Raw genomic sequence first — 21,587 nt, 5'->3', positions numbered from 1 at the left:
AATTTGACAGGCAAACCGAAAAGGCAGGCATGAAAATGAGGGGAAAGTAGCGGACTAAACCATAGGATGCTGTTTAGTCGAGGTTTATTATTAGTGGCCCTTTAATTGCTAAAAAGAGGGTGGTGGGGAAGCCTTTCAGGCAACCCCTCTTGATATGCCGAGCTTTGCCGATGCCCTCAACCGCATCGGCTTTTTTTATTTGGTCAGTTGCTTCATGGCTGACTCCAGCCCGTCGATGGTCAGCGGATACATGTGATCGTTGACCAGTTGCCTGGTCATACCCAGCGACCCGCCCGTTCCCCAATAACTCTCAGGCAACGGATTCAGCCAGACCACCTTTCGGAAATGATCCGAGATGCGCTGAAACCAGGTAGCTCCAGCCTCTTCATTCCAGTGTTCAATCGAGCCACCAGGATGGGAGATCTCATAGGGCGCCATGGTGGCATCACCCACGAAAATAACTTTATAGTCCGGGCTGTACTTGTGAAGTATGTCCCAGGTACTGGTAGTCTCGTTCATTCGCCGGATGTTGTTCGTCCACAGGCTTTCATAAACGAAATTATGAAAGTAAAAATACTCCATGTGTTTGAACTCAAGACGCGCCGCTGAGAACAGCTCCTCGCAGACCCGCACATGAGGGTCCATGGAGCCACCCACGTCGAAAAAGATCAGCACTTTGACCGCGTTGTGCCGCTCCGGGACCATTTTCAGATCCAGATAGCCGGCGTTGCGGGCGGTTGAACGGATGGTATCGTCCATATCCAGCTGATCAGCAGCGCCCTGTCGCGCAAATTTCCTCAGGCGACGCAAGGCCACTTTAATGTTGCGGATCCCCAGCGTAATGCTGTCATCCAGGTCCTTGAACTCGCGCTTCTCCCAGACCTTGACCGCACGACCGTGGCGCCCGTTCTTCTGACCAATACGAAAGCCTTCCGGATTATAGCCGTTAGCACCGAAGGGCGAAGTACCCCCCGTACCAACCCACTTGTTACCACCGGCATGGCGTTCGTCCTGCTCCTCCATCCGCTTCTTGAACGTCTCGATCAGCTCTTCAAGGCCGCCCAGAGAGTCGATTTTGGCCTTGTCTTCCTCGGACAGGTTCTTTTCGAATTCGGCCCGGAGCCAGTCATCCGGGATCAGCATTTCCATCAGATCATCGAGATTCTCGATGCCCTCAAAGTAAGCCTTGAATGCGCGATCAAACTTGTCGAAATGACGCTCATCCTTTACCAGGCAAAGTCGTGACAGGTAATAGAACTCTTCCATATCTGCAAACGCCAGACGCTGTTGCAGAGCTTCCAGCAGGTCCAGAAACTCACGCAGGCTAGCTGGCACTTTTGCCCGGCGCACTTCGAGAAAAAAATCAATCAACATAAAGCGAAACTCTTGCTGCGTATCAGCTGCGACGACGGGCCATGAAGGCCAGTTTCTGCAGCAGGTGTACGTCTTGCTCGTTCTTCACCAGGGCGCCATACAGTGGCGGCAACGCGGAGCTGGTGTCCTTCTCCTGAAGCATTTTGGCAGACAGTTCGTCCGCCATGAGCAATTTCAGCCAGTCGATCAATTCAGAGGTGGACGGCTTCTTCTTAAGGCCTGGCACCTTCCGAACATCGAAGAACACTTCCAGTGCATCACGGACGATTTGCTGCTGCAATCCCGGAAAGTGAACATCCACGATTTCCTTCATGTTGTCATGATCCGGGAAGCTGATGTAGTGGAAAAAACACCGGCGAAGGAAGGCATCTGGCAACTCCTTCTCGTTGTTACTGGTGATAACCACGATCGGTCGCTGTCTGGCTCTAACGAACTGCTGAGTCTCGTAAACATAGAACTCCATGCGGTCCAGTTCCAGCAGGAGGTCGTTCGGAAACTCGATGTCGGCCTTGTCGATTTCGTCGATCAGCAGGACGACCTGCTCATCCGCATCAAAGGCTTCCCACAGCTTGCCCTTGACGATGTAGTTGCTGATGTCCTTGACCTTCTCGTCACCCAGCTGTGAGTCCCTGAGGCGCGATACGGCGTCGTACTCATACAGTCCCTGCTGCGCCTTGGTCGTGGACTTGATATGCCAGGGGATCAGCTTCATTCCCAGTGCCGAAGCCATTTCCTCAGCCAGAAGCGTCTTGCCGGTGCCAGGCTCGCCCTTGATCAGCAGCGGACGCTGAAGCGAAATCGCTGCGTTGACGGCCATTTGCAGGTCATCGGTGGCTACGTAATTTTCGGTACCGGTAAACTTCATGAGTCTTATCCTGTTGGTTACTTTTTCTGATCTTTGTCTTCAGTTTTCTTTTTAGGCGCCTCATCCGACGCCTCTAAGTCATCGTCTTCGTAGTCGGGAAGATCGTCGAATTCGGAAAGATCGAAATCTTCCAGACCAAACTCATCCTCGTCATCCTCGCTATCCGGCTCGTCGGCTACTTCATCCAGCTCGGGAATGGCCTCGTCCTCATCAGACGCCGCACTGGAATCGACGACAGCATCTGCAACAGGGATGTCCTCATCCTGGGCATCGACGACAGCTTCAGGTTCTGCCGGATCATCTTCCGGGACCGCTTCGTCCGTCACCTCCGGAATTTCCTCTGAATCAGGTTCTGACTCTGGCGTTTCGACCGGTTCCGGGACTTCAGGCTCAAGTTCCTCATCCAGGTCAGCGATGGTTTCCCGTTCTGCTGCGGCCTGGGCAGCCGTTCGGTTCTTGCGTTTCTTTACTGCAAACCAGGCAAGCAATAGAACCGCAAGACCACCTCCCCCCGCTCCGAGCATCCACAAGGGGAACGGCAACTGGTTCGTTTCGTCGTTTTCGATCGCTAAAGGCTCGGTATCAGCAGGCTTCTCAGCCTGTGGCTGCTCCGCCTGGCTGACGTCAATTGGGCTCTCGATAGTGGGCGCCGGCCCGGCTTCTGATTCCTCTCTGGCAACAGGTTTCCCTTCCTGTTCAGGCTCAGAGGCTACCTGTGGCGGTTTTTCTTCACCGGGGCCATCATCCTCCTGAACAACAGGCTCCACTGGAGCAGCGCCCTCAGGAACACTGAACCTGGCCGTTGCGGTAAACTTGCGCCCGAACGTCTGGCCGTCTGCCACTACGTCAATTCGGTAAACTCCCTCAGCCGGCAGCCGGCCAATAGAGTCGGAATAAACGCCATCTTCTGGCGGCTGTTCCGCGGAAAGAACCTTGGTGCCGCTTCGACCATCTTCGGACGTTATTGTAAGGCTGACGTTCAAGACTTTGAGGAAGTCCTGGTTGGTGATTTTCTCCGCACTTTCGAAGAATGCAATCCGCAAATCAACGGGAGCTTGCTCTGAAAATGTTGACGGAACCGGACTGACCACCATCCGCAAGTCGCTGACAACTGTCACCCGACTGCCCTCGCCCAACTCCCCTTTGATACGCCAATCACCCGCTAACGGTTCGTTAACCGTTACCAGATCATAGCCGGCCTCTCTGGCCCAGCGCATGTTTTCCGGGGGGCTGGACAGCGTCACAGCGACACCATCGGGTCGCACCAGCTCCAGCTCCCGGGTGGCCCCTGTTTCATCCTGCCCCCAGAAGATCAGAGCAGTAAACTCTTTTACATCGTCATCCACGGTGAAGGCATTGCCTTCAATAGGAATCTGTTCCTGAGGAACCGCCGTGTTCAGAGCCTCCAGAAATACCCGGTTCAGTGCTTCCGCGCTCTCCGCTATCTGGAAACGCCCTCCGGATTCGCTGGCGAGCTGCTTAAGAAATTCAGCATCCGCCTGGGAAGACAGGGCAACGGGATGCAGCGTTGCGCCCTGGGCCACGAGTTCCGGAAGAACTGTTTGAAGAATTCGTTGCTCTTCCAAACGATTACGTTCCGGATCATCCGAAATATCGACCTTGCCATCAGTCAGCAGAATGAAATGGGTATTATCAAGAACCCCGTTGGTGTAGTAGCCATCGCTTGCAACCTCAATGGCCTTGCCAAGGTTAGTTCGCAGGGCAACAGAGTTAATCTGGCGGGAGCGATCGATAGCCGTCTGGCGCCACTCATTCGTAACGTCACGGTGGGGAACGAGCATATTCACGAACTCCCCGAAGGTCCAGAGACCCGCCGTGGTTCCTTCCGGGAGCATACGGGCAAGGAGCCTGACCGCTGGCTGCCTCAGGTTGTCAGGATCGTTATCCTTCATGGAGCCCGAAATATCAACGATAACCCGGATATCGGACTGGTCCGGAAGTGCGAGTTCCGGCGCCTCCTGGGCACGCGCTAAGGCTGGCAAAACGATGAACGTCAGAACGGTCATCGTCAGAAATTTACGCATTATCGATCTCGGGGATTATCCATTTGGTTATTTCTGATCTTCAAGTTAACGCCGGACAAGACGGTAGCGCACAAGATCCAGAACCCAGACAAGCAACATCACAAGGCCGGCAATGCCGAGGTTAAACAGCGCCCGCCCCGCAGCGTCTGCTTCGCCCAGAATCAATTCGTAACCGCCATAGAGCCAGGCAGGGATCCACCAACCAGCCAGATCCGGTGACTCAACCGGTGTCAGAATCAGTACCACCAGGGCGGCATGCAACAAGGTCCTGAGCCCGTAAAACGGAAGAAAACGGAACAAGGCCTTCATCATGTAGAAAAACACGACGAAGGCGATTGCGTATGCAGCCCAGAAAATGCCAAAGGCCAATTGTGCGTCGGTATCAATCATTACAGCATCCAGTGAATGATGTGTTCTTCCCAATCTTCTTCGGGGACCTGGTCCTCGGAAACCGTTTTGTGACGGATTGAAATACCCGCCTCATGAACCGAATCGGGACTGCCACTCCTTAACGGGTGCCAGTCCGCCAACGGTCTGCCTTCGGCCAGGGTACGGTAGGCACAGGTGTAAGGGAGCCAATGGTAATTGTTCACGGTATCCGCTGTCAGCACTGTACACCCGGGCACTTTTTTCAATCGCTCGGAATAAACCGTGCAGCGACAGGTTTCCTGATCCATATAACGACAAACTAGATCGGTATGGTAAACCTCGCCGGTATCTTCATCCTCCAGCTTGTTCAGGCAGCACTTTCCACAGCCGTCACAGAGTGACTCCCACTCGCCAGAGGTCATCTCGCTCAGGCGTTTTCGTTGCCAGAACGGAATCTGCGCAATCATCTATCCTGCTGCTCCGGTTTTCGGCGAAAATCGACCACATATCCACCCTGCTCTTCCGGCATTTGCAGGAAAAAATCCTTTTCTTCGAGGGCATCCAAAATCTGCCTGCCGTTCGTTCTGGCCAGTTTCCGGTCCGGTGTCAGAATAAGATCCATCGAATGGACCGGCTCTCCGAAAATAACGGTAAGACTTTCTGGAAGCTCTTGCCAGTTCTGTCCCCGGCGAACAAACAGGTAAGTGTCATTTTTCTTGCTGCTGCGGAACACAGAAACAAATTCTCGTTCTTTCATGATGTCAGCAATTCCTCAATTTCGGGTCTGACAGGAGCCAGTATCTGTTCGCGCCAGCCATGGAAAAACGGCTGGCCACTCAGACTTTTTTCCTGGACCACCTTTTCAAGTCGTTTTCTTGGCGCAAGCAATTCAACAGGTATATCAGCATGTTCAGCAGCTTTTCTGAATAAGCGCTTTAAGATTTTGAGAAAGGCCTGCTGGTCCCTGTTGAGCGGAGGCGCAATGCGTTCCAAGCCTGAATTATCTGCGTTAACGGCGCCTTCAACAAGGTGTTGCAGTGTTTCACCATAGCGCCTGACAGCCCCGGTCGGCAGCCCTTGAATGTTGGACAGCTCCCTCAGGGACTTTGGCATTTTGTCGGCAATCGCAATAAGCAAAGGGTCTGCCAGCACCCGATTACGGGGACGATCCCTGCGTTGGCACTCCTGCTCTCGCCACTTTACCAACTCCTTCAACACGCCCTGTTGCTGCGGGGTTAGTGTCCAGCCGCCCCGCAATTTCAGGTAATGTGTTCCGGGGTCGTCCTGTTCTGCCAATTCGTCAGCAAACCGCGTTGATTCTTCGGGAAGCGCATGCTCCAGGCCCCGCTCGCGCAAATGGCCCATCACCCACCGGTACATCGGTTCCAGAAACCGGATATCGTCTACAGCGTAACGCTGCTGGGCATCTGACAAAGGCCGGGCCAGCCAGTCGGAGCGGGTCGCCGACTTATCCAGAGTCTCACCGAACAGTGTCTCTACCAGCCGGGCGTACCCCAGAGAAAAACCCGCGCCAGCCATCGCCGCCCCGATCTGAAGGTCCAGCACTCCCTTCGGTTCAATGCCCAGCCACTGGCGAAACAACTCCAGATCCTCGCTCATTGCATAAAGGAGTTTTGGTGTTTCGGTATCGGACAATACCTCCCGAAAACCCTTCGATCTTTCTGCAACGGCTGGATCTACCAGACAGAACTCCCCGTCCAACCCCAGTTGCACGAGCCCTGGTATTGGGTGAAAGGTATTTACCCGTTCGAATTCGGTATCCAGTGCCAGAGGGCTGCCAGGGGCCTTGGCCAGCCATTGATCAAGAGCCTCTGGCTCCCGGATCCAGTGAATCGTGTCAGGTGCCGGAGGTACATCAACAGCCGGAATGGATGGTGCCATAGAAAAGCCTGGTAGGGTTTATTCGGAGAGTGGTTTGCGTCCGCGGAAAGCGTGGGTCAGCGTAAAGCCGTCCACATAACCCAGCTCGCCGCCGACAGGAATGCCGTGGGCGAGCCGAGTGATCAGGATCTCGCGTCCATCCAGTCTGTCAGCGATATAGTGGGCCGTCGCCTCACCTTCAACCGTCGGATTGGTTGCCAGAATAAGTTCAGTAACGCCCTCCTGGTTTATCCGCTCCAGCAGTCGCTCAATCCCGATCTCTTCCGGCCCCACGCCATCGATTGGCGAAAGATGACCCATCAAAACAAAATAGCCCCCTTTGTAATCGCCTGCCTGCTCGATAGCCAGCAGATCCGAGGGGCTTTCAACCACGCACAGTGTGCCATTGCTTCTCGATGGCGTTTCACAAATACCGCATAACTCTGTATCAGCAAAGTTCTGACAGCTTTCGCAACGGCGCACACCGGTCATCGCGTTTTCCAGCGCATCTGAAAGACGTGTGCCACCGGAACGACCACGCTCCAGCAGATGGAACGCCATTCGCTGGGCTGTTTTCTGGCCGACACCCGGCAGACAGCAAAGGGATTCAACAAGTTCATCAACCAGCGGGCTGAACGCCATGAAAAGACCTCAAACTGCAATTCAGAGGGAAGATCCTGCCTTAAAAAGGCATCTTGAAACCGGGAGGCATTCCCATTCCGGACATCATGCCCGACATTTTGTCTTTCTGGTTGGCTTCAACGCGACGAACCGCGTCGTTAACCGCCGCCGCCAGAAGGTCTTCCAGGATTTCCTTCTCTTCGGACAACAATGATGGATCGATGTCTACCTTTCGAACATCGTGACGACCATTCATGGTTACCTTCACAAGCCCCGCGCCCGCTTCGCCAGTTACTTCTGCCTTGGCAATCTCTTCCTGGGCCTTCTGCATATCTTCCTGCATCTTCTGGGCTTTTTTCATCAGGTCGCCCATATCGTTCATCATGTCTTATCTCCTGCTTGTCTCGATCGGCCGGATACTCTCTTCGACTACCCGTGCCTCAAATCGTTCAACGATGGACTGCACTGCCGGATCTTTCCGGATAGACTCCTCCGCAGCCTGCTGACGGACTTTACGCAAGCGCTCCTCATAAGCCGCCGGCGTATGAGGGCCTGGACTGCCCCGCTCTATACGTAACTGAATGGTGTCACCAAACCGACTTCTCAAGCCTGCAAGGATCTTTTCCTCATGCCGCCCGTTCAACAACCGGGCATGGCCATCGTCAATGGTGAGAACAATGGTTTCATTTTCCCATGCCATAGCACCATGACTGGCCAGATTACCGGGCATTCCGACGATCCCCAGTGAGCGGAAATCCCGTTCCCAGACAAACTCTCCGTCCTGCTCCTCAACCGATTCGAATTCAGGTTCCGCAGAGGTTACAGGCTCAGACCTGTGCTGAGGTTCTGGGGCCGGCTCCGGCGCCCGCGATTCTTCAGCCACCGGGTCGACACTGGGTTCTACAAGAGACTGACTGTAATCGGTGGGCTCCTGGTACCTCGCGTCCTCATCCGGCACTGAAGCCTCGGCCTGTGCATCAAGGCTCGCCAGCCAGGAATCATCAGCTGGCGGCTCAGGTTCCGGCGGCAGGCCGGGCTCGGGAGCTTCCGGATTTTGACCCTCTTTCGGGAGCGGCGCCGGTTCTGGCGGATCAACGACAGGTTTTACCTCGGCAGCCCGTTCCTGCAGGTCTTCAGCCTGACTTGACTCAACCGCAGGTGCAGCCTGATTGGCTTGCGCAGGCTCGGGTTCATCCCGGGATTCTCCGGCACCTGACTGCCCAGCGGAGCTCACTGCCGGCGGCTCTCTCCTGTCCGCACCCGGGCGAAACGCAAGCATCCGCAGCAGGGTCATCTCGAAACCCATGCGCGCATCCGGTGTGATCGCCAGATCCTTTCGCCCCATCAATGCCGCCTGATAAAAGAGCTGTGCATCTTCGGCACTTAGTCTGCGGGCCAGTGCCTGCACCTGCCCGGCATCGCCCAGGGCATTATCTGCGCTGCCCGGTACAACCTGCTCCATGGTCACACGATGAAACAGCGAAAGAAGATCGGCAAGAATCACACTGTAATCAGGTGCAAAGTCAGAGACCCTGCCTATTTCCGCCAGCATTCCGGGACCATCACGCTCAACCAGCGCATTAACCAGACGCTCGATATCCCGCTGATCGATGGTTCCCAGCATAGTGCTGACATCGTTGGCTGCCAGCTTCTGGTTGCCAAAAGCAATCGCCTGATCGGTGAGACTCAGGGCATCCCGCATACTTCCATCAGCCGCGCGTGCCAGAAGCCATAAGGCCGGCTCTTCAAAAGGAATCTGCTCAGCCGTCAAGACATGCTGGAGATGACCGGCAATGTGTTCGGGTGTCATCCGCTTGAGATTAAACTGCAGGCAGCGTGAAAGCACCGTCACCGGCAGCTTTTGGGGATCCGTAGTCGCGAGCAGGAATTTAACGTGGTCGGGCGGCTCTTCCAGGGTCTTCAGAAAGGCGTTGAACGACTGGTTGGTCAGCATGTGCACCTCATCAATGAGGTACACCTTGTAGCGGCCGCGGCTGGGCGCATACTGGACGTTATCGGTGAGTTCCCGCATATCATCAACGCCAGTTCGGGACGCGGCGTCAATTTCGATCAGGTCGACAAACCGGCCTTCCTGAATCTCCCTGCAACTGGAACACTCGCCGCAAGGCTTTGGCGTAATACCGGTTTCACAGTTCAGGCAGCGCGCCAGCAGTCGCCCAATGGTCGTTTTGCCAACACCGCGGGTGCCGGTAAACAGATAGGCATGGTGCAGGCGCTGATTTTCCAGGGCATGAATCAATGCCTGGAGCACATGTTCCTGGCCCACCATATCCTCGAACGTGCGGGGGCGCCATTTACGGGCAAGTACCTGGTAGCTCATGTTCCATCAACTGCTGTGAAAAACGGGATTAACCTTAGCATGGACCCGCGTTGATAAGAAGCAAAGATCGACCGCAAAAAGTCGGCGAAAAACATCCGGAACGCGGGAAAATCAGGGGATTACAGAAATCGAAGGGGAATATGGGGGTGACCCCATCAGCGACACTCCGGCACACAATTCCACCGCTTCGGCTGCTCCCTTCCGGGCCTGACCGGGTTCACGGTTTCATGTTGCGGAGGCACCAATGGGGCCACCATAACGGCGTTTCAGGAGATTCCCCTGAAAGCGGCGCGCATATTAGCAAAAGGGTTGGTGGACTACAACGGGCAATCCCGTCGAAATCAAAAACCGGTTCGTTAGAGCGGCAGTGGCACTTCGTCCTGGCGGAACCAACAGGCAAGACTATAGCGGGTGCGGTTGGCAGGAAGTACCTCGTGGGGAATCTCCTCGCTCAGGAACAGTGCCATGCGCCCCAGCTCCGGCAAAACCAGCCCGCAGACTTCGTTGTCATTTTCCTGATTAAACACCTGCAGCGCGCCACCATCTGCAGCCTGCCAGTTCTCATTCAGGTACAGCACCAGACTGACCACCCTGGAAGCCCGCCCCTGAAAGCTGTCCAGGTGCTTCTTGTAAAAGTCCCCGGGCTGATAGGTGGCATAGTGGGTTTCAAATCGCTTCAGACCCAGGAACAGTCGGCGGTTCAGGCCTTCGCGAAGGGCATCAAGAAATTCGAACAGGGCGGCCTGAGGTGTCGTTATCCCCTGAAGCCAGGCAATCTTGTCTCTGCGTACCGAGCGGTCGCGCATGAGGTCATTGCCACGGCCGATACCCGCCTTTTTCATGGCGTCAGTACGGTGCAGAATCCCAACTTCAGCAGCAAGCGCCTGCAGCAGCCCCGTGCCCATCCGCTCGCGCACGTCCAACGTCACCCAACCGTGACTGCAGAGACCGTCCGCCAACTCATCAAGCCATTGCTCGCTACCCTCGCTTAGAGGCTGCAGATGACCGGCCGTGGGAGGTAACTCGTCCCCGGCAACGGCGTCCAGCAAAGTATCGACAGACCTGACCAACGGATCATTAATGGCGGTGACAACCGGATTATTCATTGAGAGCTTCCCTGTAAATCTGCTGGTATTTTATGCGGAAATCTCGCCCGAACGTCAGTTTTAATTTACTCTCATGGTACGCAAATACACTTAACTCAGTACGACCTCAGAAACCAATCATGTCTGAAAGCAGTAACAGACCGCCAATCTCGCTTTCCCCGGGCCAATGGTCTTTCACCCGCTGGAACACCATCGGGCAACTGGAGGCACTGGAAGTTCATCACCCCCTGTTTCAGGCGACCATCTTTCTTCAAGGGGCTCATCTGGCCCACTTTGCGCCTCAAGACCAGATGGAGTGGCTTTGGCTGAGTGACACCGCCCGCTTCGAGCCAGGCCGGCCGATCCGGGGGGGCGTACCCATCTGCTGGCCCTGGTTCGGAGATCCTGCCCGGAATCCTCCCGAAGTCCGCAAGCGGATCCATAGCGACGCTGCTCACGGCTTCGCCCGGTCGGTCTTGTGGAAACTGGAAGATGTACGGGAAAGCGCCCATGAAGTGGAAATCAGCTTATCACTCGACGCTAACGAAGATTTCGCGGATGTCTGGACCGGACATGCCCTGGCACTGCTAACTTTCAGCTTTTCAGTCAGGGGCTGCCAGCTCGCACTGACAACAACCAATCTCGACAGCAACCCGATGGCTTTCAGTCAGGCACTGCATACCTACTTTTCTACGGCCGATATTTCCCGCACCCGCGTCCTGGGCTTAGGCACAAGCAACTACATCGACGCGCTGAACGACTGGGAGTATTGCACTCAGGATGGCCCGGTCTATTTTGAGGGTGAAACCGACCGGATATACGAAAGCGGAGAGCCTCTGACCATCGTCACTCCGGCAGGCAGCCGAAAGCTAACGGCCGTTGGGAGCGACTCGACGGTGGTCTGGAATCCAGGACCGGACAAAGCTGCCAGGCTCTCGGATTTTCCGGACACAGCCTGGAAAACCATGCTGTGTGTCGAAACCGCCAATGCAGCCGGAGACTATCGCGTGCTTAATGAAGGCCAGAGTCACACACTGGGCGTTTTCATAGGACGAACGTGACCACGTTAATGAACCCGATATCCAATAGGGAGTCAGCATGAGCCTGGCATCGTTTCTCAAATCCAGACTGATTCCTGCCGAGCTGGACCAGCATATTAACCGTATCCGCAAACCCATCGGAAGTCTGGGCTACGACCCCTGGGGATACAACAATGAGGCCATGAAATACGGCTTTGCGCTCACGAAGCAGCTTTATGAAAAATACTTCCGCGTCGAAGCACACGGGGTGGAAAATATTCCGGCAGAAGGCCCGGTGCTGATCATTGGTAATCATAGCGGACAACTGCCCCTGGACGGCATTCTGGTCGGCTACGCTCTGGCCGCCCGTCAAGAAAACCCGCGAATTCCGCGCGCAATGATTGAGCGCTTTTTCCCTACCGTCCCCTGGCTTGGCAACCTGCTTAACGAAGTGGGCGCAGTGCTGGGTGACCCGGTCAACTGTGCCAAGATGCTCGCCAATGACGAGGCCGTTATTGTATTCCCGGAGGGTGTAAGGGGCTCGGGAAAGCTCTATCACGATCGCTACGAGCTGAAACGGTTTGGCAACGGGTTCATGCACCTCGCCATGAAATACAAGGCACCAATTGTTCCCGTAGGCGTCGTGGGGTGCGAAGAAACCATACCTGCTATCGCGAACATCAAGCCTCTCGCAAAGGCCCTTGGCATCCCCTACGCTCCGGTTGCAATGCCCGTTGTGTTGCCAGCGAAGGTCCACCTCAACTTTGGCGCGCCCATGCATTTTGATGACCTTGAGATCCCCGAAGAACAGGTCACTGAACGTGTGGAGAAAGTAAAGGCTGAGATAAACCGGCTGATTGACAAGGGATTGAGCGAAAGGAAAAGGCTGTTCTGATGACCAACCAACGAAGACCACACATACTCGTGACCGGCGCTGCTGGCGCCCTCGCAAAGAGAGTTATCAATCAACTTCGCGATCACTGTGACCTGGTTGCCGTAGACTTCCGGGAACAGGTTTATCTTGGTGATGACATTCCCAGCTACTGCATCGATTTCAACAAGCGGGTGTTTGAAGACCTGTTCCGTCGCTACAAATTCGACGGCGTGATCCATCTCGGCCGAATCCAGTCCAGCCAGCTCACCCGAATGCGGCGCTACAACGCAAATGTCCTTGGCACCCAGAAGCTACTGGACCTTAGCCACAAATACGGGATCAAACGCGTGGTGGTGCTTTCCACATTCCATGTGTATGGCGCTGTTGCCTATAACCCGGCACTGATTGACGAATCAGCACCCCTGAAAAGTGCCGGCTTGAGTGCGGATCTGGTGGATTCTGTTGAGCTGGAGAATCTGGCCAACATTTACCTCTGGCGGTACCCGCAGCTGAACATCACAATTTTGCGCCCCTGCAATATTGTCGGGCCCGGTGTACGCAATACCATCAGCTCGCTTCTTGCCAGCGGGCGGGCCCCAGTGCTAGCCGGATTCTCACCCATGATGCAGTTCATCCACATTGACGACATGGCCGATGCCATCGTACTGGCTTATAGAAAACCCGCCCGGGGTGTTTTCAATGTCGCGCCGCAGGATTGGATCGCCTATCAGCATGCCCTGAAACTCTGTGGCTGCAAACGAATACAGATCCCTTCGGTTCCACCGATAGTTCCAAGGTTGATACTTCGCACACTCAACCTGCGAAGTTTTCCTTCGTATCTTATGGCGTTTTTCAAGTATCCTGTCGTTATTGACGGCAGAGCGTTCGCCAGGGAATTCGAATTCCAGCCAAAGCGTTCGCTCAAGGAGATTTTCCGGTTCTATCGGGAGAACAAACATCCCGTGTGATACTGGTATAGCCTTCGATAATCGTCGAGATACTCACGCAGGATGCGGGGATGCTAAGTAACTTCAGCCTAATCAGTCATGCCGCAGCGGCCATCACCTTCGGACTGCTCTCAATACTATTGGCTGCAAGGTACTTAAGGCGAGACGTAGACCGCGCCCTTTTTCTTGCCGCACTTGTTACAACCTTGTGGTCCTCAGCCCTTGTTACACAGAGCCTGTGGGGATTCCCCGGTTTCTTTATACGCTACCTGCTTGAACTCCTTCGCTACGCGGCATGGATCCTGCTCCTTTTTGCGATACTCCGCGATGCATTTCGCCAGGGAAGTCTCACGGGGCAGCTAAAACATGTTCTGGGCATTTCCACCGTCGCTGTGCTCTTTGCCTTGATCGGGTTTGGTCTACTCGAGTACGTGTTCGGATTATCCATACTGAGCGGTAAAACCAAGCTCCTGGGTCAGATTGCGCTCTCTCTTCTTGGCCTGTCCCTGGTTGAACAGATCTGGCGGAACTCGCCGGGATTTGGCCGTTCAAGCATGAAATACCTGTGCATCGGCATAGCAACGCTCTTTGGCTTCGATTTCTTCATGTATACCGACGCGTTGCTGTTCGGACAGGTATCGGATTCCTTCTGGAATGCCCGTGGATTCGTCAATGCGTGTCTTGTTCCGCTCTTTGCCGTCAACGTAATCAACACCGTCAAACAACCAGTTGATTTTCAACTCTCACGCTCCGCCGTTTTCCATGCCGGCACAATGATGTTCGCCGGGGCCTACCTTCTGTTCCTGGCCATCGGAGGATATTACGTCCGGGTTCTTGGCGGCGACTGGGGCGAAGCACTGCAGGTTCTGCTCTCCACCCTCTCTCTGACCTTCCTGGCCACCCTGCTCCTTTCGAGGCGGATACGCGCCAAACTGATGGTATTAATCAGCCGGAACTTCTTCGACTACAAGTACGATTATCGTGAAGAATGGCTGAAAATGACTCGTGAGCTTGCCGACTTCAGCAATGATCCTCCGCTCCCACAAAGGGTAATCCGCATTCTGGCCGGGCTCGTGGAAAGTAATGCGGGCGCCATCTGGATCAAAAGTGAGCAGGACACCTACGTTCTTAAAGCCTCGGTGAATGTCTCGACCCCGAAGTTCACGATCATTGACGAGGATGCGGAGCTCGTGCGGTTCTTAAATGAACGCGAATGGATTGTAGACCTCAACGAATACCGCACCGATCCACTGATCTATAACCTTCTTGAAATACCCGATGCGATCGCAAAAACACCAGAGGGCTGGCTGATCATCCCGCTCTATCTCGGTAATGATCTTTATGGGATTGCACTGGTTGGCAACCCCTATGCCCGTGTAGAACTGAACTGGGAAAACTTTGACCTGATCAAAGTGGTAGCCCGGCAGACATGCAATCTGCTGGCGCAGGCTGATGCGCAGAACCGGTTATCACGGGCAATGCAGTTTGAGGCTCTGAGCAAGGCCTCCGCCTTCATGGTCCATGACCTCAAAACGGTGATTGCCCAACTGTCACTGCTGGTGAAAAATGCCCCGAAGCACCGCGACAACCCGGCATTTATCGATGACATGATCCAGACAACCGACCACGCGGTTCGGAAAATGTCCAATCTGGTAGACCATATTCGCAAACCGACTGAAGAAACACCCGGAGAATCCGCGGCACTGGACCTGACCGGACTCGTTAAAGACCTCCTGACTCACTATAGCCGCCAGCGTCCAGAGCCCCACCTGGAAGGCGACCCTCCCGCTACCAAGATAAACGGAGACGCCGAGCAACTGAGAAGTGTGCTTGGGCATCTCATCCAGAACGCACAGGACGCAACACCGCCCGATGGTGAAGTCACCCTTACGCTGAAAAATGCCAGAGGCAATGTCGTATTGTTCATTCAGGACACTGGCGTTGGCATGAGCGAGGAGTTTATCAGTGAGCAGCTGTTCAAGCCGTTCGCCAGCACCAAAGGCTTGACCGGTATGGGGATCGGGGCATACCAGGCACGAGAGTATATCCAGAAGCTTGGAGGCAACATCGACGTTACCAGTGAGCCCGGCATTGGCTCATGTTTTTCCGTTCGTATCCCTCTGGTCGAAAAGGACACGGAATCCAACTCGGCAGACCAGACATGGCTGATATCTGACGGGTTTCAGTCACGGGAAAACGCCAATTAATCGACACATCAATACTTCAATGCAAACGGCCATTGCAAAGTGTCAATGTTCGGTTAAGAATCAGGTGTATGGAAATATTCCAAAAAAGGATTTGTTGCTGTTGTGAGTAGACGACTTCTGATAGTAGAAGATGATCCGGGCCTGCAAAGCCAGATGCGCTGGTGTTTCAGCGAGGATCTGGAAGTAACAGTAGCCTCTGATCGGGACTCTGCGCTTGCCGCTTTAAGGCGAGTAGAGCCCGAAGTGATCACACTCGATCTTGGACTCCCACCTGATCCTGGTGGAGCCTCCGAGGGGTTTACCCTTTTGGAAGACATCCTCCGGCTTGCTCCCATGACAAAGGTCATCGTTGTCACCGGTCGTGAGGACAAGGAAAATGCGGTCAAAGCCATTGGCATGGGCGCATCAGACTTCTATCAGAAGCCCCTTGACGCAGATATACTGACCTTTGTCGTTAATCGGGCCTTCCGTCTCGCAGAACTGGAACGGGAGAACCGGGAGCTTGTCGCCGACAGAGAACAAGGCAACAACATCAAAGGCATAGTGGCTTCTAGCCCGCAGATGCTAGCCGTGTGCCGCACACTGGAAAAAGTGGCACCTACCGACATTACCACCCTGATTACCGGTGAAACTGGTACCGGCAAGGAACTGCTGGCCAGGGCCCTTCACGACCTCAGTTCGCGTGCCCGTGAGCCCTTTGTCGCCATTAATTGCGCCGCTATTCCCGAAAACCTCCTGGAAAGCGAGCTTTTCGGCTTTGAGAAAGGCTCCTTCACCGGAGCCACGCAATCCAAGAAAGGCAAAATTGAAAACGCCAATGGCGGCACCCTCTTTCTGGACGAAATCGGCGACATGCCCATGGCGCTACAGGCCAAACTGTTGCGTTTCCTGCAAGAGAGAGTGGTCGACCGAGTCGGCTCGGTAAAAGCAATCGCAGTTGACGTTCGCGTGGTCTGCGCCACCCACCGGGATGTAAGACAACTAATTGATAGCGGTGACTTCAGGGAAGATCTTTACTACAGAATCAGTGAGATCACCCTCGATGTGCCTGCACTCCGCGAGCGCGAGGGCGATGCCCTGGTTATAGCCCAGTCCCTCCTGAAGTCCCTGGGTAAGCAAATGGACCGCCCTAACCTCTCCTTTAGTGAAGATGCAATGAGCGCCATCAATAGCTATCCGTGGCCGGGCAACGTTCGAGAGATGATCAATAAGATAAAAAGATCCACCATTATGGCAGATAGCAAACGTGTGACCGCTGACGATCTTGAACTCAATGACGATCTAGAGATCCAAGACCACCAACTTAACCTGCGGAAAGTGCGCGAAAAAGCGGAGAGTACGGCAATTCTACAGGCACTTCAGTGCTGTAGTTTCAATATGGCGCAGGCCTCGCGCCTGCTGGGTGTTACCCGGCCAACGCTATACAACCTGACCGACAAATACCGGATAAAAACTTCATCCGATCATCAAGTGCCTGACTAGCGGGCAAGGAATCCAAGACAAGACCTAAAAGGGAAAGGAACAGGGCCATGAAACCAGTGTCAGCAGCACGTGCCACCCTTCTTTCAGTCGCCATTTCGCTAACCCTCGCTGGCTGTGGTAGCGAGAACAATGAAATGAGTCCAGAAGAAATTCAGTACATCAGCCACCTGGACCAGTCGCTTTTTTTCCAGCGTCAGGGTGAGCTCAAGGCCAGTACGCTGGAGGCACGCAGCGCGATTGAAATGCAGCCAGACCGCGTTGAGCCGTACCTTGTCATCATCAATAACCTGCTTACCGCGGGTGATGCACGCAATGCGGAGCGGCAGCTGGATCAACTTTTCTCAAGCATTGACGAAGAGTCCATAAGCCAACAAAACCTGAACGATGCGGCACTCATTAGAGCCGAAGCCAACCTGATGCAGGGCAAGTTCGACGAAGCTCTCGCGGCCCTCGATGCACTAGAAGAGCCCGATCGCGTTCAACAGCTCAGAGGCGAGCTGATCAAAGGGGATGTGCACTTGGCGGCAGGTCGCCCGGGCGCGGCCAGGAAGGCCTACTCAATTGCTCAAGACATTGATCCAAGGGAGGTAGAGCCACTGATCGGGCTGTCGAAAGTAGCTTACAGCCAAAACGAGCAGGAGCAAGGAAATGAATACCTGGCGCAGGCAGAAGAGCTGAATCCGAACAATGTGGAACTCTGGCTCTGGAAAGCCAGACTGGCCCATAACACCGGCGACTGGGCTGACGCCGAGCAGGCTTACGTCAATGCACTGGAGACAATCGGCCAGTTCGATGTGATGACCTACCAAAAGTTTGAAACCATGTCGGCACTAATTGATGCCTTACGGGAACAGGGCAAGTCCTCAGAAGCCTTTGTTTACGAGGAAATCCTCGCTAAATCAGCGCCCGGCACCATTCGAAGCAACCTGATAGCAGCTCAGGAGGCCTTCAACAAAGGCGACCTGAACGACGCCGCACGCTATCTTGAAGAAGTACTGGCCCAAGCACCTGGGCAGGAACAGGCCGCATTGATGCTGGGCATCATCCGCTATCGCCAGGGCCGACCTCAAGAAGCCGAAACCCTGCTAGCGCCAGTTGCAAACATGGGAGACTCTGAACAGGCGAGAAAACTGCTGGCAGCTACCCGCCTCCAGATGCGCAACCCCGAGGGTGCGCGGGAAATCCTCGCCAACCTGGAAGACCAGGATTCAGACCCCGAAACCCTGGCACTCGTGGGCATTGCCTCGCTGGTCAGCGGCGATACGGAGAGCGGTGAGCAGTTCATCGAAAAATCCCTGGAAATTGCACCAGACAATAATGGCCTGCGGCTGCGGTATACGACGTATCTGGTGCGCACAGGCGAAATTGAAAGGGCCATCGATCAGGCCAATCAGGTACTGAAAAACGATCCCGAATCAGAGCAGGCACGATTGCTGATTGTACAGGCGTATGTATCTGCCAACAAAAACGATGCAGCCATCGCCGCTGCTTCCGACTGGGTAAAAGAGCAACCAAAAAGTGTTGCCGCACTGGTTACTCGTGGCAATGTCGCTGCCAATGCCGAAAATATCGCCGAGGCGAAACAGTATTACCAGAGAGCCGCAGAAGCGGATAGTGATAATCCTGCCGGACTTAACGCCCTTGGCAACCTCGCACGGCTACGCAATGAGCCGGACCAGGCAAAAGACTACTTCCGCCAGGCCATTGAGCTGTCCCCTGACGACCGTCAGGCACTTCAAGGTCTCACCTCCGTAATGGAACGAGAAGAACTGACAGCGCTGATGGAACAGGTACGTGAACAACATCCAAATGCCTACGGCCCCAGGCTGATATTGCTGGAATCGGCGCTGATCGACAATAACAGCCAACGGGCCGATGACCTGACAGCAAGCCTGATGGAACGTGAAAACGAATCCAGCCCGGCTCCGGCAGAATCCGTGGTTGCATCCGTTTATCACCGCATTGCGACCCAACTTGCCCAGCGGGAACGACTGGGTCAGGCATCCGATGTGCTACGTCGAGGACGCATACTCTTCCCGAATAATGAAGAAATCGGCATTCAGGCGGCTGCTATCCAGTTCACCGAAGGCAACACAAAAGAGGCCCGGGACATCCTTAGAGACGTGAAACAACAACACCCCGAGTCCGCAGCTCCATTCCGCATCGAAGCCCGTTATTTTGAAAGGCGGGAAGAGTACCAGGAAGCCGCCGAGCTCTATCAGCTTGCCCTTGAGAAGGAAAAAACTGCCGAACTAGAGGTTTCATATGCCCGGACCCTCGCCAGGTCAGGACAGCGCGACAAGGCTACCGAAGCCCTCGAAAACGCGAGCCAGGCGTTCCCGCGCAACCCTCAGATTTTGATGAACCTTGCCATGTTGCATCAGGAAAACGAGGCGCCTGAAAAGGCGATACCACCCTACGAACAATTGCTTGAGATAACTCCCAGGAACGTGATCGCGCTCAATAACCTGGCGTGGATCTACCATCAAAAAGGCGATGACAGAGCCATGGAACTGGCCAGGCAAGCCTTCGAATTGAACTCCGATAATGCCGCTATAGCGGACACCTATGGCTGGATCCTTTACAAAGCTGGGGAAACGGAAGAAAGTCTGCCAGTGCTGGAGAAAGCCCACGAACTCCAGCCTGATTCAGAGGAAATTGCCATGCATCTTGCCGAAGCCTATCGTGCCAACGACCGCGATGCTGATGCAAAACGTGTTTTGGAGAAGTTTGGGGGCCAGGGTTAAAACTGTTTAGAGATCGGCCATGGCCCCGTGGGACTTAATAGATCGTTGCGCATGGCCTAATCGAGCTATCCCCGATAGTGCCTATCAACCTGGGTAACAATTATCGGCATGATTTCTTTCACCAGGTCACCAACAGCGGCTTCGCCATCACAGTCGTCACACGCCACACCGAAAACAACCAGCGAAGCGTCCGTGCGTGTGCTAAAAAAGCTAACAACCTGGGCAAGCTTTGCTCGCCACTGATCGGTCTCCCATAGACCGGCTACATAGTAACCATAGGCCAGTTGAATCCTTTCTCCGGACGACAGGTTACGCAGAGTCACACCCTGCATAGGGATGTCTGAGGGAGACATTACCGTGAAAAACCGCTCTGGCATCCACTCCTCACTGTCATATATGCGGTTCCAGTACTGAACAAGTTCCGCTCTATGGCGCTGATACTCGTAACTATAGACCCCCACAAACAACCGCTGCGCTGCTCCTTCCTCACCGGTAACTGTCTCACGATCGAACAGGGTTTGGGCAAAAACCAAGTCCGGATTCCGCATTTGTGGTCGCCAGCCACTAAGCCGGTTTCCGAACAACGGGGCATAACGCTCCCCGTTAAGGCTGAAGTCAAAAGCATCCGGCGACGGCTTTATCTGCCCTACAGAAGATGGAAGAAACACTAATACAATAACCGGCAGTGCTGAAGCCGTTAATGTGCCAGCCCAAAGTCGTCGGGGGTGTCTTTCAGTCACACCTTTTGCAAGTTCGCCTGACGGCTTCTGCTCTGCTTTGCTAAGTTCCAGCTTCCGCCCAATGAAAAATAAAGGCACCAGAGTCGCCGCAAACACCCACCAGCCGAAGTTATCGTGATTTCTGATCAGGCTCGATTCCATGTTGGTTTCGTAACCCATATAAATGATTACGAATACTCGAATCCAGTTTGCCAGCAATGCAAAGCCTACCGCTGTCAGGAAAAAGACGATCCTTGAACGCAAGCACCTGAAATTCAGCTCGCCATACAACGCAGCAAGGGATTGGCCAACCAACAGATACCGCAAACCAGAGCAACCATGCGCCACCTCAAAGGTGCCTACGCCAATCAGGTGTACAAAGACCCCCTCCACCTCGAAATCAATCTCAAAAAGCCCGAGTAACAGTTGGTTTATTTCAACGGTCATTAACTGGAGCGTCCAAGACAGGTAATCCCACACCGGCACCGCAAAGAAAAGTAAACCAACGGGGATAATGAACGCCTTCACCTGTCGCCATCCCAGCAGGATAGCAAGCGCGCCAAGTAAAAGAGGAACAAGCGTTATTTCCTGAAGCGCCTGCAGACGCAGTATATCGCCCAGGCCATATGCCATTAATGCCAGAGCAAACGGAAACAGCCAGAAGGAGTAAAATCCGGGAACGGGGGATTCCCGTTTTACCGTCCGTACGATCAGGACAACGGAAACCAGAAGAAGCAACAAACCATGGGAATAGGATTCGTCAAACTTGAACCAGCGACTGACAATGCCTTCAACGGTTGGCCAGATGACGAGAAAAAGGGCACCGAATACTATAAGAAACGGAAATACCCTCTCAATCAAACTACGAAAATGCATCCTTTCAATCGTCATGCGTCTACATCCCTTACATGTCAGCCAACTCCAAGCATATTGTGCCTGCATGTAGCGGTTTACGCCACGACAGGATCACAACCAGATCCTGCTAATACCACTCCTTTCACCGTCGCATCC

General features: G+C 54.3%; 18 protein-coding genes and 1 other RNA gene. 6 read left to right on the top strand and 13 right to left on the bottom strand.

Going from position 1 to position 21,587, the window contains the following annotated elements:
• Window positions 1–195: 195 nt before the first annotated feature.
• The 12 genes from KFJ24_RS05155 to KFJ24_RS05100 form a co-directional block, all read right to left on the bottom strand.
• Entirely contained in the window at window positions 196–1,374 is a 1,179-nt protein-coding gene (locus KFJ24_RS05155; RefSeq protein ID WP_250829998.1) for a vWA domain-containing protein, read from the bottom strand.
• Window positions 1,375–1,396: 22 nt separating this feature from the next.
• Window positions 1,397–2,239, bottom strand: coding sequence for an AAA family ATPase (locus KFJ24_RS05150; RefSeq protein ID WP_250829997.1), 843 nt, complete (start codon window positions 2,237–2,239; stop codon window positions 1,397–1,399).
• Between the two features lie 17 nt (window positions 2,240–2,256).
• The gene (locus tag KFJ24_RS05145) at window positions 2,257–4,284 is read right to left on the bottom strand and encodes a VWA domain-containing protein (RefSeq protein ID WP_250829996.1); all 2,028 of its coding nucleotides are present in this window, start codon (window positions 4,282–4,284) and stop codon (window positions 2,257–2,259) included.
• 45 nt (window positions 4,285–4,329) lie between these two features.
• Entirely contained in the window at window positions 4,330–4,674 is a 345-nt protein-coding gene (locus KFJ24_RS05140) for a hypothetical protein (protein ID WP_250829995.1), read from the bottom strand.
• Window positions 4,674–5,120, bottom strand: coding sequence for a YcgN family cysteine cluster protein (locus KFJ24_RS05135; protein WP_250829994.1), 447 nt, complete (start codon window positions 5,118–5,120; stop codon window positions 4,674–4,676). Before KFJ24_RS05135 ends, KFJ24_RS05140 begins: the two co-directional genes overlap by 1 nt.
• Window positions 5,117–5,410 carry a YcgL domain-containing protein gene (locus tag KFJ24_RS05130; protein ID WP_250829993.1) on the bottom strand — a complete coding sequence of 98 codons (294 nt, stop codon included), beginning with the start codon at window positions 5,408–5,410 and terminating at the stop codon, window positions 5,117–5,119. The genes KFJ24_RS05135 and KFJ24_RS05130 overlap by 4 nt, the downstream gene beginning before the upstream one ends.
• Window positions 5,407–6,555, bottom strand: a complete 1,149-nt coding sequence (locus KFJ24_RS05125) for a ribonuclease D (protein ID WP_250829992.1) — start codon at window positions 6,553–6,555, stop codon at window positions 5,407–5,409. Before KFJ24_RS05125 ends, KFJ24_RS05130 begins: the two co-directional genes overlap by 4 nt.
• Window positions 6,556–6,573: 18 nt before the next feature.
• Window positions 6,574–7,176: a recombination mediator RecR gene (recR, locus tag KFJ24_RS05120; protein ID WP_250829991.1), complete on the bottom strand. Its 603-nt coding sequence runs from the start codon at window positions 7,174–7,176 to the stop codon at window positions 6,574–6,576.
• 40 nt (window positions 7,177–7,216) lie between these two features.
• Window positions 7,217–7,540, bottom strand: a complete 324-nt coding sequence (locus tag KFJ24_RS05115) for a YbaB/EbfC family nucleoid-associated protein (protein ID WP_250829990.1) — start codon at window positions 7,538–7,540, stop codon at window positions 7,217–7,219.
• Between the two features lie 3 nt (window positions 7,541–7,543).
• A complete protein-coding gene (gene dnaX, locus KFJ24_RS05110; protein ID WP_250829989.1) occupies window positions 7,544–9,496 on the bottom strand; it encodes a DNA polymerase III subunit gamma/tau in 1,953 nt (650 codons plus the stop codon).
• Window positions 9,497–9,646: 150 nt separating this feature from the next.
• Window positions 9,647–9,743: signal recognition particle sRNA small type (gene ffs, locus KFJ24_RS05105), an RNA gene on the bottom strand.
• Window positions 9,744–9,852: 109 nt separating this feature from the next.
• On the bottom strand, window positions 9,853–10,602 hold the full coding sequence (locus tag KFJ24_RS05100) for a 2OG-Fe(II) oxygenase (RefSeq protein ID WP_250829988.1): 750 nt from the start codon (window positions 10,600–10,602) through the stop codon (window positions 9,853–9,855).
• Between the two features lie 119 nt (window positions 10,603–10,721).
• On the opposite strand from KFJ24_RS05100, the gene KFJ24_RS05095 reads away from it, so the two are divergent.
• From KFJ24_RS05095 to KFJ24_RS05070, 6 genes are all read left to right on the top strand, one after another.
• On the top strand, window positions 10,722–11,642 hold the full coding sequence (locus KFJ24_RS05095) for a D-hexose-6-phosphate mutarotase (RefSeq protein ID WP_250829987.1): 921 nt from the start codon (window positions 10,722–10,724) through the stop codon (window positions 11,640–11,642).
• 37 nt (window positions 11,643–11,679) lie between these two features.
• Window positions 11,680–12,495, top strand: a complete 816-nt coding sequence (locus KFJ24_RS05090) for a lysophospholipid acyltransferase family protein (protein WP_250829986.1) — start codon at window positions 11,680–11,682, stop codon at window positions 12,493–12,495.
• Entirely contained in the window at window positions 12,495–13,442 is a 948-nt protein-coding gene (locus KFJ24_RS05085; protein WP_250829985.1) for an SDR family oxidoreductase, read from the top strand. Before KFJ24_RS05090 ends, KFJ24_RS05085 begins: the two co-directional genes overlap by 1 nt.
• 50 nt (window positions 13,443–13,492) lie before the next feature.
• Window positions 13,493–15,628 carry an XrtA/PEP-CTERM system histidine kinase PrsK gene (gene prsK / locus KFJ24_RS05080; RefSeq protein WP_250829984.1) on the top strand — a complete coding sequence of 712 codons (2,136 nt, stop codon included), beginning with the start codon at window positions 13,493–13,495 and terminating at the stop codon, window positions 15,626–15,628.
• A gap of 102 nt (window positions 15,629–15,730) precedes the next feature.
• Window positions 15,731–17,110: a PEP-CTERM-box response regulator transcription factor gene (gene prsR / locus KFJ24_RS05075; protein ID WP_350455566.1), complete on the top strand. Its 1,380-nt coding sequence runs from the start codon at window positions 15,731–15,733 to the stop codon at window positions 17,108–17,110.
• A 47-nt stretch (window positions 17,111–17,157) separates the two neighbouring features.
• Entirely contained in the window at window positions 17,158–19,857 is a 2,700-nt protein-coding gene (locus KFJ24_RS05070; RefSeq protein ID WP_250829983.1) for a tetratricopeptide repeat protein, read from the top strand.
• 65 nt (window positions 19,858–19,922) lie between these two features.
• Here the strand turns inward: KFJ24_RS05070 and xrt are convergent, their stop codons facing one another.
• On the bottom strand, window positions 19,923–21,467 hold the full coding sequence (gene xrt / locus KFJ24_RS05065) for an exosortase (protein ID WP_250829982.1): 1,545 nt from the start codon (window positions 21,465–21,467) through the stop codon (window positions 19,923–19,925).
• Window positions 21,468–21,587: the final 120 nt, after the last annotated feature.

Origin of the sequence: Marinobacter sediminum, assembly GCF_023657445.1 — a bacterium.
In the GTDB taxonomy this organism is placed as follows: domain Bacteria; phylum Pseudomonadota; class Gammaproteobacteria; order Pseudomonadales; family Oleiphilaceae; genus Marinobacter; species Marinobacter sediminum_A.
This window is presented reverse-complemented; position numbering and strand designations above follow the sequence as displayed.